Source organism: Paenibacillus sp. ACRSA (genome assembly GCF_022346845.1).
GTDB lineage: Bacteria > Bacillota > Bacilli > Paenibacillales > Paenibacillaceae > Paenibacillus.
In genome coordinates, this window is sequence record NZ_JAKRNP010000018.1 from 17,885 (window position 1) to 34,092 (window position 16,208).

General features: G+C 45.4%; 13 protein-coding genes. 4 read left to right on the plus strand and 9 right to left on the minus strand.

The window, feature by feature from the left end:
* Positions 1-111 precede the first annotated feature (111 nt).
* Together MH215_RS26740 and MH215_RS26745 are read left to right on the plus strand one after the other, a co-directional pair.
* Positions 112-1,014: a LysR family transcriptional regulator gene (locus tag MH215_RS26740; protein WP_056702477.1), complete on the plus strand. Its 903-nt coding sequence runs from the start codon at positions 112-114 to the stop codon at positions 1,012-1,014.
* Between the two features lie 31 nt (positions 1,015-1,045).
* Complete coding sequence (locus MH215_RS26745; RefSeq protein ID WP_239294020.1) at positions 1,046-1,855, plus strand: histidinol-phosphatase; 810 nt, start codon at positions 1,046-1,048, stop codon at positions 1,853-1,855.
* 263 nt (positions 1,856-2,118) lie between these two features.
* On the opposite strand, the gene MH215_RS26750 is transcribed toward MH215_RS26745, so the two are convergent.
* The 6 genes from MH215_RS26750 to MH215_RS26775 all read right to left on the minus strand — a co-directional run bounded on the left by MH215_RS26750 (position 2,119) and on the right by MH215_RS26775 (position 8,389).
* On the minus strand, positions 2,119-2,760 hold the full coding sequence (locus tag MH215_RS26750; RefSeq protein WP_239294021.1) for a GNAT family N-acetyltransferase: 642 nt from the start codon (positions 2,758-2,760) through the stop codon (positions 2,119-2,121).
* A 161-nt stretch (positions 2,761-2,921) separates the two neighbouring features.
* The gene (locus MH215_RS26755) at positions 2,922-3,671 is read right to left on the minus strand and encodes a metallophosphoesterase family protein (RefSeq protein ID WP_239294022.1); all 750 of its coding nucleotides are present in this window, start codon (positions 3,669-3,671) and stop codon (positions 2,922-2,924) included.
* 43 nt (positions 3,672-3,714) lie between these two features.
* Positions 3,715-4,662: a metallophosphoesterase gene (locus MH215_RS26760; RefSeq protein WP_239294023.1), complete on the minus strand. Its 948-nt coding sequence runs from the start codon at positions 4,660-4,662 to the stop codon at positions 3,715-3,717.
* A gap of 172 nt (positions 4,663-4,834) precedes the next feature.
* A complete protein-coding gene (gene sdhB / locus MH215_RS26765) occupies positions 4,835-5,599 on the minus strand; it encodes a succinate dehydrogenase iron-sulfur subunit (RefSeq protein ID WP_056702459.1) in 765 nt (254 codons plus the stop codon).
* 336 nt (positions 5,600-5,935) lie between these two features.
* The gene (gene sdhA / locus MH215_RS26770; protein ID WP_128103414.1) at positions 5,936-7,678 is read right to left on the minus strand and encodes a succinate dehydrogenase flavoprotein subunit; all 1,743 of its coding nucleotides are present in this window, start codon (positions 7,676-7,678) and stop codon (positions 5,936-5,938) included.
* A 42-nt stretch (positions 7,679-7,720) separates the two neighbouring features.
* On the minus strand, positions 7,721-8,389 hold the full coding sequence (locus MH215_RS26775; RefSeq protein WP_239294024.1) for a succinate dehydrogenase cytochrome b558 subunit: 669 nt from the start codon (positions 8,387-8,389) through the stop codon (positions 7,721-7,723).
* Between the two features lie 354 nt (positions 8,390-8,743).
* Between MH215_RS26775 and MH215_RS26780 the strand changes: the two genes are divergently transcribed.
* Positions 8,744-9,667, plus strand: coding sequence for a LysR family transcriptional regulator (locus tag MH215_RS26780; RefSeq protein ID WP_239294025.1), 924 nt, complete (start codon positions 8,744-8,746; stop codon positions 9,665-9,667).
* A 160-nt stretch (positions 9,668-9,827) separates the two neighbouring features.
* Here MH215_RS26780 and MH215_RS26785 read toward each other — a convergent pair whose 3' ends face one another.
* Together MH215_RS26785 and MH215_RS26790 are read right to left on the minus strand one after the other, a co-directional pair.
* On the minus strand, positions 9,828-10,499 hold the full coding sequence (locus MH215_RS26785; protein ID WP_056702450.1) for a potassium channel family protein: 672 nt from the start codon (positions 10,497-10,499) through the stop codon (positions 9,828-9,830).
* 17 nt (positions 10,500-10,516) lie between these two features.
* On the minus strand, positions 10,517-11,857 hold the full coding sequence (locus MH215_RS26790; protein ID WP_239294026.1) for a TrkH family potassium uptake protein: 1,341 nt from the start codon (positions 11,855-11,857) through the stop codon (positions 10,517-10,519).
* Positions 11,858-12,255: 398 nt separating this feature from the next.
* Here MH215_RS26790 and MH215_RS26795 point away from each other — a divergent pair, with 398 nt between their 5' ends.
* Positions 12,256-13,953, plus strand: a complete 1,698-nt coding sequence (locus tag MH215_RS26795; protein ID WP_239294027.1) for a CPBP family intramembrane glutamic endopeptidase — start codon at positions 12,256-12,258, stop codon at positions 13,951-13,953.
* Here the strand turns inward: MH215_RS26795 and uvrC are convergent.
* Positions 13,922-16,030, minus strand: a complete 2,109-nt coding sequence (gene uvrC, locus MH215_RS26800) for an excinuclease ABC subunit UvrC (RefSeq protein ID WP_239294045.1) — start codon at positions 16,028-16,030, stop codon at positions 13,922-13,924. The two genes, MH215_RS26795 and uvrC, sit on opposite strands and share 32 nt — an antisense overlap.
* Between the last annotated feature and the right edge of the window lie 178 nt (positions 16,031-16,208).

The window sequence follows — 16,208 nt, forward strand, 5'->3', positions numbered from 1 at the left end:
CCCTGTTCCCTTGAATCACCTATAATTTAAGATAACGGAACTATGAAACGTTACGGATTCCACTCACAAGCTTAATATGTAGTCGATACTTTGCCCGCTAGGAGGAAATACATGAATATCAGCCAACTGGAGACGCTGATTACGATATCCAAAACGATGAGTTTCCGCAAAGCGGGAGAATTACTGAATCTCACTCAGCCTGCCGTCTCTGCCCAGATCAAAAGTCTGGAGGATGAATTCAACACCGTTCTTGTAGATCGTAATCAACCTGTCACACTCACTGACCGTGGCCAAGTATTTCTGGAGCATGCTGAGCGCATGCTGGATATTGTGGATGAATTGAAACAGAAGCTGTCCGATCTGGATGAAACACCGCAGGGAAGGATTGTACTCGCTACAACGACATCCATCGCCATTCAAATTTTACCAAGGGTATTGTCCTACTTTCAGGATCAGTTCCCTCTAATCAAAACGAGCATTCAGTCCCTACCGTCCTCACAAATTTATACTCAGGTCGAAAATGGTTTGGTCGACATCGGTATCGGTTATCTTACGGAACGTAATCCGAATCTGAATACCGCTGTGTTGTATTACGATACGTTTGAACTCGTCGTTTCTCCTGCCCATCCCCTGGCAAAGCAAAAGCACGCTGCCGTGGACGTATTGCGTAACACCCCGCTGATTCTATTGTCCCCTGATACTGTGGGGCGACGTTTTACAGAAGCTGTATTCAAAAAGTATGATATTCAACCCAATATTGTTATGGAGTTATCGAGTAGTGAAGAAGTCAAACGTATGGTTGAGATCAATCTGGGAGCGGCTGTGATATCTAAGCAATCTGTCGCGCATGAGCTGCGGCAAGGTACGCTGCGAATGATCCCACTAAGTGAATTAGAGGTCAGTCATCCCGTCGGCGTCATTTACAAATCTAGCCGGTACCTCAACTCTGCCATGCAGCAATTTCTAAGTGATCTAAAAGGTATGCCTGAGACGCAGTTCATCAGTTCTGAATGACAAATGAGCTATGAGAAAGGAAGGATTTCTAATGAAATTTGATCTTCATACACATCATTTTCGTTGTGGTCATGCAGACGGTAACATTCGTGACTATATTGATGCAGGTATTGAGGCTGGACTTCAAGCCATCGGTATCTCCGACCATACGCCGTACTTTGGTAGTGAAGAGGAGCAGGCGTTTCCGCGCATTGCAATGGCAAAATCGGAATTACGTAACTATGTCGAAGAAGTCCTGTCACTGAAACAAGAATATGCGGGCAAGATTGACGTGTTACTCGGCATTGAATCCGATTATTTCCCTATCCATGCGGAGCTGTATCGCGACACCCTTGGGCAGTACCCTTTTGACTATATTATTGGATCTGTCCATCATACCGAGGATGTCAGTATCTTCAATAAGACGCGGTGGAAAGGACTTAGCGACGCACGCAAAGTTGAAGTGAAAACGAGTTATTATTCCTTGATTCGGGAGTCTGCTCAAAGTGGAATGTTTCAGATCTTAGGTCACATCGATGCAATGAAGGGCAACTACCCTTCCTTCTCCGATATTATTGCAGATGAGGCCATTGATGAGACGTTACAGGTGATTGCTGCTTCGAACGTAGCGATTGAGATTAATACGTCAGGCAAAACAAAGCTTAGCGGAGGCTGGTACCCTTCAGATGCCATTCTCGAACGTGCCCAGCACTACGGTGTGAAAGTAACGTTTGGATCAGATGCTCACAAACCTCAGCGTGTAGGGGACGAGCTGGAAGAAGTGCGTACTCGCTTGCTGGAGATTGGATTTACAGAATGGGTATATTTCAAACAAAAACAGATGCAGATTGTTCCTTTATAATGGCACAGTCCGCTTACAGCATGCCAAGACCCCACATGGAAGCTCATTCCATAGTGGGGTTCTGTGTTTTCGTTGTGATCGATTTTATATGAGAGCAAAAAAAAATGAACCCGTTCGCACGGGTTCCAACAGCATAATATATTTATCAAAAAGGGGGTCATGAGATAAGTTTACCCGCTGTCTGTTAGAGTTCAATTGCAGCTATATTTCATTTGTGTAACAAATTATTTGAAGTACAAATTAGATGTTTCAACTATCTTATTCTATGTCACCTGAGGCTTGTCGAAGACCACGGTCTGGAAGTTATCCTCCATAATGACTTGAACCTGTTGCTCTCTGTACATGCTGTATACTTTAACGTCCATCAACGTATCACTTTCACTGGTGGCGTCATTCTCCACTGAACCAAAAGAAGGCAACGTCCGTTCATAAGTCATACCACTTTTGTGTAATACACGCTCAGATGATACGTTAGCTTCGTAACAACGTGCTTCCACTTTCGACAAGTCTAGCTCCGCAAAACCAAATTCAATCATCCGTCGCAGCGCCTCCGTAGCTATCCCTAAGCCCCAACAAGATCTGCTCACGATGTATCCAATCTGCGCTGTACCCTGCTGTTCATTCCAATGCTGAAACGAAATGATCCCAATGAGCGGTTCTCTACCTTTCCAACATATCCCGTAATGTAGCGATTCAAGCTTCGCACTACTACTACGAATCTGATTCAATAATCTCCGGGCACGAACCGGTGTTGGCTGGTTCCCCCTGTTCACATAGCGGATGATCTGTGGATCGGAAAACAATTCCGACAATGTGCCAAAATCATTCTGACGTAACGATCGAAGCACAAGGCGTTCTGTCCATAGTACAGGCAATCCCTGACTTAGCATTTTTCGGGTCAGCATGACAATCGCTCCTTTTGCCTATCGGGTTTGAGTCCGGTAAGACAAGCATGCTCTGGAGATGATCCGGAAGTATAATAATTGCTATCCAATTCAAAAAGGACGACTACATATCGTGTTGATCCTACACGTCTTACGTTATTATGCCAACACGCGATAAGCTGTTATTCCTCTGTCATACTTTTCTCCTGTAAACCACGATAAACACCTGTTCGAATCTCTCGAATGTATAACTCAAGTGCTGGCACCCCTGCTTGTTGTGCAACTTGAACTTCCTGCTCAATATCATAGGGAACACGGACAAATTGAATATTAATGGTTTGGTTTATATCTCCGTTGCTCTCTCCCTCAAGAATACAATACGATGCCTGAGGAATATCCAGTGGGTTGCCCACACTCCCTACATTGAACAGAACTTTCCCATTCAAGTGCTGTAGATACGCATTGTGTACGTCGCCATAACCTACGATATCCGCCTGTCCGAGTTCAGGCTCATTCGCCGGGGCATCAAACATCGCTATACGTTTGTCCATTTCATCCCATGGTTGTACGCGGTGATATACGCTTTGTGGTGAAGCGTGTACCAATCGAATCGTACGACCACTTAACTCAAATTGATGGCTAAATGGAAGATTCGCTAAGTAGTCCAGTCGTTCCTGCCCAAGCTTGTCTGCTTGCCAAGTAAAGTTCTCATTATCCCGATTCACGGCAACCAGCTCATCCCAGTTACCCCGAACGACTTGTTCACATGTTTCTCTCACCTGATCAACCACCTGAATCGGATCAGGCCCTTTGCCTACGAGGTCGCCAAGACAAAAGATTCGCTTCAGCCCGCGACTCCGAATATCGTTCAATACTGCTTCCCATGCCGTCATATTGCCGTGAATATCGGATACAATCGCAATTCGTTCCATCCTGGCTAACCTCCATTCATAACTTGCATATTCATGTAGTCTATTATGTTTGATGACTCTGCAAATGAAATACAGTGACTTCGGGTCTGCACAAAAATCGAATTGGGAGGTGGGTCATTCCGAACCCTCGATTCACATACACTGGCATTTTTGTCCAACCGACATAATACAATCCCTGCACAAATTTCTGTGCACCGCGAGGAGCAGATAATGCCCCAATCCACGGAAAACGAACCTGACCGCCGTGGCTGTGCCCAGACAACTGCAACCCAAAACCATTTGTAGCTGCTCTATCCGCATAGTCGGGTTCATGCATGAGTAACACTTTCCAGATGTCTTTATCCAGACCTTCCGTAGCTGTAGCCAAATTAGGCTTGCCCGTTAATGCATCATCTAATCCTACGATAGCTATTTGATCCTCATGATGTTGGATAACTACATGAGCATTCCGAAGTAAGGTAAAGCCTGCCTGCTCAAACATCTTCTCCACTTCTTCTTGCTGCTTCCCCCGGTAATCATGATTACCGAATATTGCAAACTTTCCAAACTTAGCATGCATGGAAGACAGAGCCGGAATACACTCCCGCATAGGTTCTGCATCTCGCTCCACAATATCTCCCGTAAAACATATCAGATCCGGCTGCTGTTCTTGAATCATAACCGCCAGCTTCTCGATCTGCTTCACGCCAGTATGGAACCCGATATGAGCATCACTAAACTGAATTAGTCGCAACCCATCAAAGGCACTGGGAAGTTTAGGGAGATTCAATTGCACCTGCTTTACTTCCACACGTCGCGGCTCCCATAGCGCATACCCACCTGTAAACACAGTTGCGATAGCTGTCATTAGAATTGTCCGTAACCTTGTACTTCGCCGGGAGGGATCATGATCCTTTTCCTGACCAGGAAAAAGGGGCTGCTCTGTCTCATTCTTATCGACTCCACGCCTCATTGGCGTTTCCTTATTGCTCTTATACGGCACCCTTGCCATGTTCCCTCTCCTCCTTCCGCACGCAATCCATCCCCTCATTATAGCATATTCTGCATCATAAGCTCGGTTCCTTCGCCCCATTACAAAAAGAAGCCATGTCCCCAAACAACCAAGATCGGAGAACACGACTTCTTATCTATTCATATTCGGTTGAAAGCTGAATTAGTTACGATTATACGCCCAACCAACGTTTGAACATATGCTTCGTTGTTTGTTTGTTCATTTCCGCAATAGAAGTTGTCAATGGAATGCCCTTAGGACAGGATTGCACACAGTTCTGCGAGTTACCGCAGCCCTCGATTCCTCCATCCTCCATCAACGCTTCCAGACGATCCTCGGCGTTCATCTCACCTGTTGGGTGAGCATTGAACAGACGCACTTGTGAAAGTGCTGCTGGTCCGATAAAGTCTGTCTTTTCATTCACGTTAGGACAAGCTTCCAAACAAACACCGCATGTCATACATTTGGATAATTCATATGCCCACTGACGCTTCTTCTCTGGCATACGCGGACCTGGACCAAGGTCATAGGTACCGTCAATTGGAATCCATGCTTTTACCCGTTTCAGGGCGTTAAACATCCGGTTACGGTCAATGACAAGGTCACGCACCACCGGGAATGTTTTCATTGGTTCGATACGAACCGGTTGCTCCAACTTATCGATCAATGCAGCACACGCTTGACGCGGTTTACCGTTGATCACCATGGAGCATGCTCCACAAACCTCTTCCAGACAGTTTGATTCCCAACATACTGGAGCAATCGACTTGCCCTCTGTATTAACAGGGTTCCGCTGAATCTCCATCAGGGCGCTGATCACATTCATATTGGGACGGTACGGAAGTTCGAACTCTTCGTTATACGAAGCTGATTCTGGGCTATCCTGACGTGTGATGATAAACTTGACGGTTTTGTTCGCTGTTGCTGGTTCCGCCATATCGTAGTCCCCTCCTTGGTGACGATGATTGTATTGCAAGATAAGCAAAGTGCTTCGTTCACAGGTGACGCTTCGGGTGCGGAATGTCCTGCCGACCGCTGTTGCTCCCCCATTTTTACTGAATGAAATTTTATCGAATAAAATGGGGGAGCAAAGGCGGACGCTTCGCTTCTCTAGGTCATTTCCGCTCCCTCCGCTACGTCGTGCACGTGCGTCACTTTCCTAAAACGATAATCCAATCATGCTGGATTATAATTAATTTGATTAATGCTGAAGTGCTGACGCTGTGTCAGTCATCCTTCGGTTATCAAAAGGTAGTTTCTGAACCTACCACGATTAGTCTTTGGAGTAGTCGCGAATCCGTGGTGGGATCAGGGACACGTCTACCGGCTCGTACGAGATTTGTGGACCTTCCTTCGACCAACTTGCGATGGTCGTTTTGAGGAATTCCTCATCGTTACGTTCCGTGAACTCAGGTTTGTAATGTGCGCCGCGGCTTTCGTTACGCAGCAATGCGCCCAACGTCATGGCTTCAGCCAATTCAAGCATGTTCCACAACTGACGGGTAAATGCCGCACCAGGGTTGTTCCAACCTGAAGTGTCATACATATTGATTTTGCCATAACGTTCTTTCAATTCCTTGATCTTGCCAATGGTTGCTTCAAGCTTGTCATTGTAACGCACAACCGTCATGTTGGCTGTCATCCACTCGCCAAGCTCTTTATGAATAACGTAGGCATTCTCATTACCTTGCATCTTCATGATGCCTTCGTATTTATCCGTTTGTTGTTTCGTATAGTTATCGAAGACGGAGGAAGAAATATCAGCAGACGATTTTTTGAGTCCTTTGATATATTCTGCCGCTTTTGGTCCAGCAACCATACCACCGTAAATGGCCGACACCAAAGAGTTCGCACCAAGTCGGTTCGCTCCGTGGTATTGATACTCACACTCACCGGCTGCAAACAGTCCCGGAATGTTCGTCATTTGGTTGTAATCTACCCACATACCGCCCATGGAATAGTGGACTGCCGGGAAGATTTTCATTGGGATTTTACGTGGATCGTCACCCATGAACTTCTCATAGATCTCGATAATTCCACCGAGCTTCACATCCAGCTCTTTGGGATCTTTATGAGACAGATCGAGGTATACCATGTTCTCGCCGTTGACTCCAAGACCCATATCTACGCAGACGCTGAAGATCTCACGAGTCGCGATGTCACGCGGTACAAGGTTACCATAGGATGGATACTTCTCTTCTAGGAAGTACCATGGCTTACCGTCTTTGTATGTCCAGATCCGTCCACCTTCACCACGTGCAGATTCTGACATAAGACGGAGCTTGTCATCACCCGGAATAGCTGTTGGGTGAATCTGAATGAACTCACCGTTTGCGTAATTTACGCCTTGTTGATACACGGCACTTGCCGCTGTACCTGTGTTAATTACGGAGTTGGTTGTTTTTCCGAAAATGATACCTGGGCCACCGCTCGCAAGAATAACTGCTTCGGCCGGGAACGTCTGAACCTTCATCGTTTTCAAGTCTTGTGCTACAATGCCTCGGCACACACCTTCATCATCGACAACAGCCTGTAGGAATTCCCAGTTTTCATACTTCGTAACTAGCCCCGCTGCTTCCCAGCGACGCACCTGTTCGTCTAGAGCATACAGCAACTGTTGTCCTGTCGTTGCTCCTGCGAATGCTGTACGGTGATGCTTCGTACCTCCGAAACGACGGAAATCAAGCAAACCTTCCGGTGTGCGGTTAAACATAACGCCCATTCTGTCCATCAAGTGGATAATGCCTGGCGCTGCTTCACACATCGCCTTAACTGGTGGCTGGTTCGCGAGGAAGTCGCCGCCGTATACCGTATCGTCAAAGTGTACCCAAGGAGAATCTCCCTCACCTTTGGTATTTACCGCACCGTTGATGCCGCCCTGGGCACACACGGAGTGAGATCTTTTAACGGGTACTAGTGAAAATAAATGAACATGAACTCCGGCTTCAGCCGATTTGATCGCCGCCATCAAACCTGCGAGACCGCCGCCCACAATAATTACATTAGATGATGCCATTGTTGTTCACTCCTTTATAAGTCAGCAAGTATAGCTAAATGCTTAGATTAGAACTGATTTAACTGCGTCAATCATTGAAGTTGCAACTTGGAAATCAATGCTACGGAAAGCAAATAATGAAGCAATAAACATGATAGAAACAATACCGAACAAGCTCATGCATACGTAAGAGGATACACGTTGCGCACGCGGGCCAACTGTAATCCCCCAACTAACGAGGAACGACCAAAGGCCATTGGCAAAGTGATATGACGCCGCAACCACGCTGATCATATATATAGCAAAGGTTATCGGGTTCGTCACAGCATCATGAATGACACCGCCGATCTCTTCATGCGTTACGTTCCCCAGCGCAATTTGTACACGCGTCTCCCATACGTGCCAGATAACGAATACAAACGTAATGACACCACTGACCCGCTGCAACGTGTAGCGCCAGTTACGTTCATTGCCGTACCTACCCACATTAGGTTTGGCCTGATAGGCAATATAAAGACCGTAAACACCGTGAAAGAACAACGGCAGCCAAATGAGTGTAGCCTCAATAACAATAACAAGAGGCAAGCCATTCAGAAATGCAACAGCTTTGTAAAACCCTTCTGTGCCGCCTTCAACTGCTGTGAAGTTTGTCACCAAATGCTCAAGAAAAAACAAACTGAGCGGAATGACGCCGAGCAAGGAGTGCAGCTTTCTGGAGTAAAACCCTTTCATAAAATGTCGATCCCCTTTCGCTAAATACAACGTTTTCATAAATTAGTTCACTATCACACACAAACCTTTCCTGTGGGAAAGGTTCGACAAATTGTTCCGTTTTCGTCAGGTGTGAACAACTTGTGTCACAATTCATGTTACTCTTTTTTTTCTTATAAGGGAATTGCAATATAATTATTAATTGTTATAACCTATAGGTATAAGCATTGAAACATTGGACGAGTATCATATACATCATCGAAAATCTTTTTTCAAGGATATGCATCACGCTTAATCGCAAAGACAGATCTTACCTTCAATATGCACAAGAAATCAGACGTAAAGACATCTGAAATGGAAGCGAGGTTAGCGTCTATGTTTGAGGACTTAAACGCCTTTGCAGCGGTCGTGGAACAATCGAGTCTAAACCGTGCATCCAAGCTGTTGAACCTATCACAGCCTGCCTTATCTCGTAAAATTGCTAAATTAGAGGATGAACTCGGAGTAGCTCTCTTTCATCGTCGGGGTAAACGGCTTGAATTAACTAGCGTGGGGCAGCTCGCCTATACTTTTGCCGTTGAGCAGAAACAGCAACAACAGAAGTTTCTAAACATGCTTGCCCAGTACAAAGACGAGGAACAGAGCACCATCACTCTAGGAGCCAGCCTAACCACACTTCAAACGACGTTACCCCCTCTGGTCAATGCATTTATGGAGAAACATCCAAACGCAGAGCTTAAGCTGTTAACAGGTAAAACCCATGAGGTTGTCTCTTTTGTCCGTGATAAAAAAGCCGATGTTGGTATTGTTGCTTCTTCCATTAATGAAACTGGGTTAAACTGCATTCCGCTCTTTGACGACCATCTAGAGCTTGTTGTGCCGCTAACTCATCCGTTGTCTGGGCGTGAAGCAGAGATGAAGAACTTACACGAGCTACCGATGATCACCTTCTCTAAAGGTACATGGTATCGTAAACTAACAGACGATCTGTTCCATCGCTGTGCTGTTATGCCTGATATTCGCATGGAGATCGATTCCTTCGAAGCAATCGTGCGTCTATTACCTACATGCAAAGCGGCTGCTCTTCTACCCAAATCATATCTTCGTCCCCAACTGCTTGCGGACAACGACCTGGTATCTGTTTATCTGCCTGAGTTGCAGCAGACTAGGCGAACCACGAGCATGATTTATGGACACAAGGAAGATCTCAGCAAGACATCCAGACAGTGGGTAAAAGAAACAGCTGCGCTGTTTACAGCAAAGACGCCGCTATCCTCTAAGAGAACAACGACGCCTTAGTTTCCATGTATCCTATTTCACTTTAATCACGAAAGCCATTTACCAAACCTAATCATTCTTTTAACATCTCCAACGACCAAGGCATTCGCTTTATTTTACGTTTCAATCGTTAGGATACTTAGTTACATCCAATAAGTTAAATCACAGCCATGAGGTAACCTTAATCCTCCTGGCTAATTACCTCTTCTTCAAAGCGCTCGATATTGTCGTTCGTACCGATAATAACCATAATGTCTCCAGTGTGGAGGGAGTCTAGCGCCGTAGGAGCGATTATAACGCCCGCCTCCTTCTGCAACGCAACAATGCTGCATCCAAAGCGCACACGCGCATTCAGTGAGGACAGCGTCTTATTATGCAGACAGTCAGGAACTTTCATTTCAACAATGCTGTAGTTATTGGATAGCTCGATGTAATCCAGCAGATTCGGAGTAACCAGCTGATGGGCAACCCGCACTCCCATATCCCGTTCAGGATACACGACACGGTCGATGCCGAGTTTATCCAGCGCACGGCCATGAAGAACAGAAATAGCTTTTGCCACCACCGTTTTTACACCCAGCTCTTTTAACAAAATCGCAGTCAGGATACTTGTCTGAATATCGTCCCCAATGGCTACGATACCGCAGTCGAAATTCCGGATTCCGAGGGAGCGCAACACTTCCTCATCTGTTGCATCAGCTACAACGGCATGCGTGACCAATTCACTGATATCTTCGACAACCTCTTCGTTTTTGTCAATACCCAGAACCTCATAACCAAGTTCCATTAATTCCTGTGCCAAGCTGGAGCCAAACCGTCCAAGCCCAATCACTGCAAACTGCTGTTTTTTCATCGTTCTTCACGAACCCCTTATCCAATAATCATTTTGCCTTCCGGGTACCTGTATAACTCCTTACCCTTTTTCTGTCCAAGTGCATACGCTAGCGTAATCGGCCCGAGTCGGCCTGCAAACATGGTAAAACAAATTAATAGCTTGCCAAATGTGGTCAGCTTCAGTGTAAGTCCCATGGATAAACCTACGGTGCCAAAGGCCGATGTTGTCTCAAATAAAATCATTAAGAAACTACTATCCTCTGTTGTGCTCAGTATCATCGTTACCGTTATAATGAGTAGCAGCGCAAGCAGTGTGATCGTGAGTGCTTTGAAGATCCGCTCCTGCACTAGCCTGTATCTAAAGAAGACGATATCCTCCCGACCACGCATCATGGCAATAACCGCACCGATCATAATCATGAACGTAGTCGTCTTAATTCCACCCCCTGTTGAACCAGGGGATGCCCCAATAAACATTAATATAATCATGAAAAATTGCGTAGCCTGCCTCAAGCCGGCAATATCCACCGTATTAGCACCAGCTGTTCGAGGTGTGACCGATTGAAAGAACGAACCGAGAATTTTGCCACCCCAATTCAGTCCACCAAGTGTTCGCGGATTGTTAAATTCGAAGACAAAGATCACTAAAGCTCCCAAAATAATAAGTAGACCCGTCGTTAACAGTACAACCTTGGAGTGCAGCGAGATCTTACGGGTTTTATGATAATCAATCAGGTCGGACAATACCACAAAGCCAATTCCCCCTGAAATAATGAGGAACATTGCCGTAAAGTTTACCAATGGATCGTAGACATAACTCGTCAAACTGCTAAAATCACCAAACATATCAAAGCCTGCGTTATTAAACATCGATATCGCATGCCAGTATCCGTAATACATGGCTTGACCCAGCGGCATACCAAATGACCAACGAATCGCGAATAATGTACCGCATACCACTTCAATAATGAGAGAATATGCCACGACTTTACGAATAAGCCTTACAATACCTTCCATCGTGTTCTGGTTCATTGCTTCTTGTAAAATGAGCCGTTCTCGCAAAGAAATTCTACGTTTAAATGCAATTGCTACGAGTGTAGCCATCGTCATGAAGCCGAGTCCACCGATCTGAATCAACAAAGCTATAATGACTTGCCCAAGCACGGAGAAATGAGTGCCTGTGTCTACAACTACCAGCCCAGTCACACATACGGCTGATGTTGCGGTGAATAGTGCATCAATAAAAGGAAGGCTTTCCCCGCTCTGACTCGATGCTGGAAGCATCAACAGTAATGTTCCTAGCAGAATGATCCCGGCGAAGCCGAGCACCAGAATTCGAGGCGGGGATAGGTTCAGCCATTGAACATTTAATTTCACTTATGGATCATCCACCTCTTCTAAAATGAAAACAACTCCACCATGTGGAGTTTCAACCTAAACGGTATGATTTTTACGGATTTAACGTATACATAGATGTTGAACTATATTGTATTCGTTCCCTTAATACGTTGCAGACATGCGGATTGTTACACATTTGCTTCAAAAATTATAATCGCTCGGACGTTTGCAAACAAAACGATTTTTGAGTAAATAGCATCGAATTTCGCCAAAAAGGGAAAAACTCAGATATCGGGATGGATTGATCTGATTATTTCGATCATTTTCATTCATTTTCAATGATTTACACAGCTTCTCGTTTCCTTATTGGCGTTCAAGGCTTCGCCTGTGATATCTTTACTTTAATATCCATATTAATAAAGGAGGAAATATACGAAATGAATCCCTTAGGGCAGCCTTTAGAACTCAAAGCGAACTTTAAGCGTTTAGGGTTGCTTGCGGCGATCGGCCTGATTCTGTTTTTCGTTTTTCAGATTTTTCCAGCTACCTCATCTCAAACGACAGACATCACGTCCACACCCGTTATAAGCAAGGAACAAGCAACTCAATCAGCAAGGTCATTTGCAGCTTCCGTAGCCGATTATACCCTTCCTAGCAGTGAGGAAGAGCCTCTGGTAACGTACCAGACCCATTCGGATATATACGGGTATATGACCAAAACGAAGCAATTAGATGCTTACAATAAGCAATGGGAGACTACCTACCCTTATGATGTATACCGCGTACGTTTGGTAGATAACGATCGAGGCGGTTACTTAAATGTCGACGTACATATGAAGACTGGCAAAGTGGTCGGATTTACCCGCGAGCTTCCTTCTTCCCTCTACGCTTCGGCTAATGTTGAAGAAGATCAACAGAAACGCAATGCGACCATTCGTGTGGCTGAAGGAAATATATCTTTAGAACAGAAAGAACGTCTTGCATCAGGTATACTCACCGAATTCGGATATGAAATTCCCAAGCTCCAGTTAGACACACAGAACGGAGACGGTGGACTTAAATATACGGACTTAGATAAACAAATCGGGGATTCCAATCTAGAGTTAAACTTTACGTTTGAAAGTGGCGCGGTTCGTTCCTTTGAAGCTGTGTTCTCTGTTCCTGAGTCCCATACCGAGTATGTAAAAGATCAGACGCGTCAGGCTAACTACATGACGTATGGTGGTTATGCATTTTTGACGTTCGTACTCGGCGTACTGGCGATCATCTACAGTATTCTAACAAGAGCACACACTTCATTTAAGAGAGGCATTATCTTATCCTTGATTTACTTTGCAGCTTCCGTCATTGGTACGTTGAACATGCTGCCACTCTTAAAATCTCAAGGATTAAACAGCTTTATGCTCAGCTTCCTCATGATCTTTCAGATTGGAATCACACTCGTCATGAGTGCCACGATCTATCTATCGCTCGTTGCGGGTGATGGAATGTGGAGAAAAATCGGGCTGAACCCTTGGCCTCGCGCCAAAGAACCGGGATATGGTAAATATGTACTTCACAGTATGTATACAGGTTATCTCTGGGCACTGATCTTGCTTGGCGTGCAGTCCATTCTCTTCTTCATCTTAGAGCGGAGTATTGGAACCTGGTCAACCACATCTGCTGATCAATCCACATACAATATGAGCTATGCATGGCTCTTCCCAATCATGGCTTGGATGGCAGGGATCGGAGAAGAGACCGTCTATCGTTTATTCGGTATCCGCATGATGCAGAAGATCGTGCGCAACACCTTTATCGCTTGTCTCATTCCGACCATTATCTGGGCGCTCGGACATACCTTGTATCCGATCTATCCGGTTATTACACGTCCAATTGAATTAACTGTTATTGGACTCCTGTTCAGTTTCATTATGCTACGTCACGGCTTTATCGCGGTTGTCTTCAGCCATGTGATATTCAACAGCCTCTTGATGGGTCTAAGCCTTGTCTTCATGGGCGATGCATTCAATGTTTCGGCAGGTATCTTCTGGATTGTACTTCCTGCAATCGTGGGTTATATCATCTATAAATGTAATCCAAACAAAAAAGAGAAGCCGTATGTCACGACTCCTCATCACGAAGTGCTGCAATAATCTGATTTGCCAGTTTGTCACCAATAGATAGAGGCCGGAAGTCTTCGACGCTGGCCTCTTTTATTTTGCGTAAAGAGCCGAAGTGCTTGAGTAAAAGCTTACGTCTTTTCTCTCCAATGCCCGGAATGGAATCCAGACGTGAAGTTACCATTGATTTGCCACGTTGCTCTCGGTGGAACGAGATGGCGAATCGGTGAACCTCTTCTTGAATACGTTGCAGCAAATAAAATTCTTGGCTATCTCGCGGTAATGAAATAACCTCCGGTGGATTGCCAATCATCAGTTGTGATGTTTTGTGTTTGGCATCCTTCACCAGACCGCATACCGGAATGAATAACCCTAATTCGTTCTCCAGCACATCCACTGCGGCAGAGATCTGTCCTTTACCTCCGTCCACTACGATCAGATCAGGCTGAGTCAGGTTCTCTTTCAATACCCGTTCGTATCTACGACGAATAACCTCTCTCATCGTCTCATAATCATCAGGACCTTCAACCGAACGAACCTTGTACTTACGGTATTCCTTCTTATCCGGTTTGCCATCTGTAAACACAATCATAGCAGAGACCGGACTGGTGCCTTGAATGTTCGAGTTATCAAACGCTTCAATTCGGCGTAACTGATCCAGCCCGATCCAGCGCCCTAGGCCTTCTGAAGCTTTGGATGTCCGTTCTTCGTTACGTTCGATTAATCTGAATTTCTCTTCTAACGCCACGCGTGCATTATCCACAGCCATCGTAATCATCTGCCGTTTCAATCCGCGTTGCGGAATGTGAACCTTGATCTCGAGCCATTCTTGTAACGCAGCAGCTGCCTGAGCTGGCTCTTCCAAACCTGCGGGCTGCAATTCACGCGTTGAGGAATTTGACTCCAATTCGTTATGCTCGGAATCTTCCGTAGGATCTGTTGATTCCTCTGGTGCTGACTGATTCTGTGCTGGCTCCAGATTAGTTTCATAAGTTGCAGACGTTTCTGCCACAAGAGGTTCGTCGGTTTTCACCTGCCACTGCATGCTCTCCTCCGTCATCTCCGTGGTTACTGCCGCAGAGCTAACCGCTTCTGAGCCAGCCTCGCTCTGAACATTGTCAGCCACTTCCAGGTCTTTAGGCATGTCAGGCAATAAAATCTCTTGCGGCAATGCCGGGTTATCGCTGTAATACTGAGTCACGTAGGACATGAAATCACCGTACGCTTCACCGTAGAACGGAAAAGTGGATACGTGACGTTCGATCATTTTACCCTGACGCATATATAGAATTTGGACACACATCCAGCCTTTATCAATAGCGAAACCAAATACATCACGGTCTCTGGCGTCCGCCATGGTGATCTTCTGTTTTTCCATAATTGCATCAATGGCAATAACCTGATCACGCAGCTCTTTAGCCCGTTCAAAATACAGATCCTCAGCTGCCTCCTGCATTTTGCGCTGTAGATCCTTCTTAATCTCTTCATGTCCACCACTTAGGAAGGAACCAATCTCCTGCGAGATCTGATCATACTGCTCTTTGCCAACTTCCTCCACACAAGGTGCAAGACATTGACCCATGTGAAAATAGAGACAGACCTCCTTCGGCATCACTCCGCATTTACGTAATGGATACATCCGATCCAGCAGTTTTTTCGTTTGGTGTGCCGCATACGAGTTGGGATACGGCCCAAAATATTTGGCTTTATCTTTGAGCACCCGTCGTGTTACTTCAAGCCGTGGATGCTTTTCATTCGTAATTTTGAGGTAGGGAAAGGTCTTATCATCTTTAAGCAATACGTTATATCGCGGCATATGCTTCTTGATTAGATTACATTCTAGAATAAGTGCTTCCATGTTACTGCCAGTTACGATGTATTCAAAATCGCGAATTTCAGATACAAGACGCTGCGTTTTACCATTATGACTACCCATAAAATAAGACTTAACCCGGTTCTTCAGAACCTTCGCTTTACCTACATAAATAATCGTACCTTCTTTGTTCTTCATCAGATAACAGCCAGACATATCTGGCAACAACGCCAGCTTGTGACGTATCTGCTCTAGTGCTTTTTCTTGCTCTTGTAAATCCGTCATAAATCCGTCCATCACTCCGTCAGTCCTCCTTCCCCGAAAAGTACCTTTAATAGAGGTTGTTCAAAAAGTCCGCTTTTGATTACGAAGCATGCCTAACGGCATGATCAGCGTCGAATATGGAATTCAGCCGAAATAAGTGGATGCTTACGCAGCTTGTTTCCTTCGGAAACATGTAGTTGCTCATGTAGTC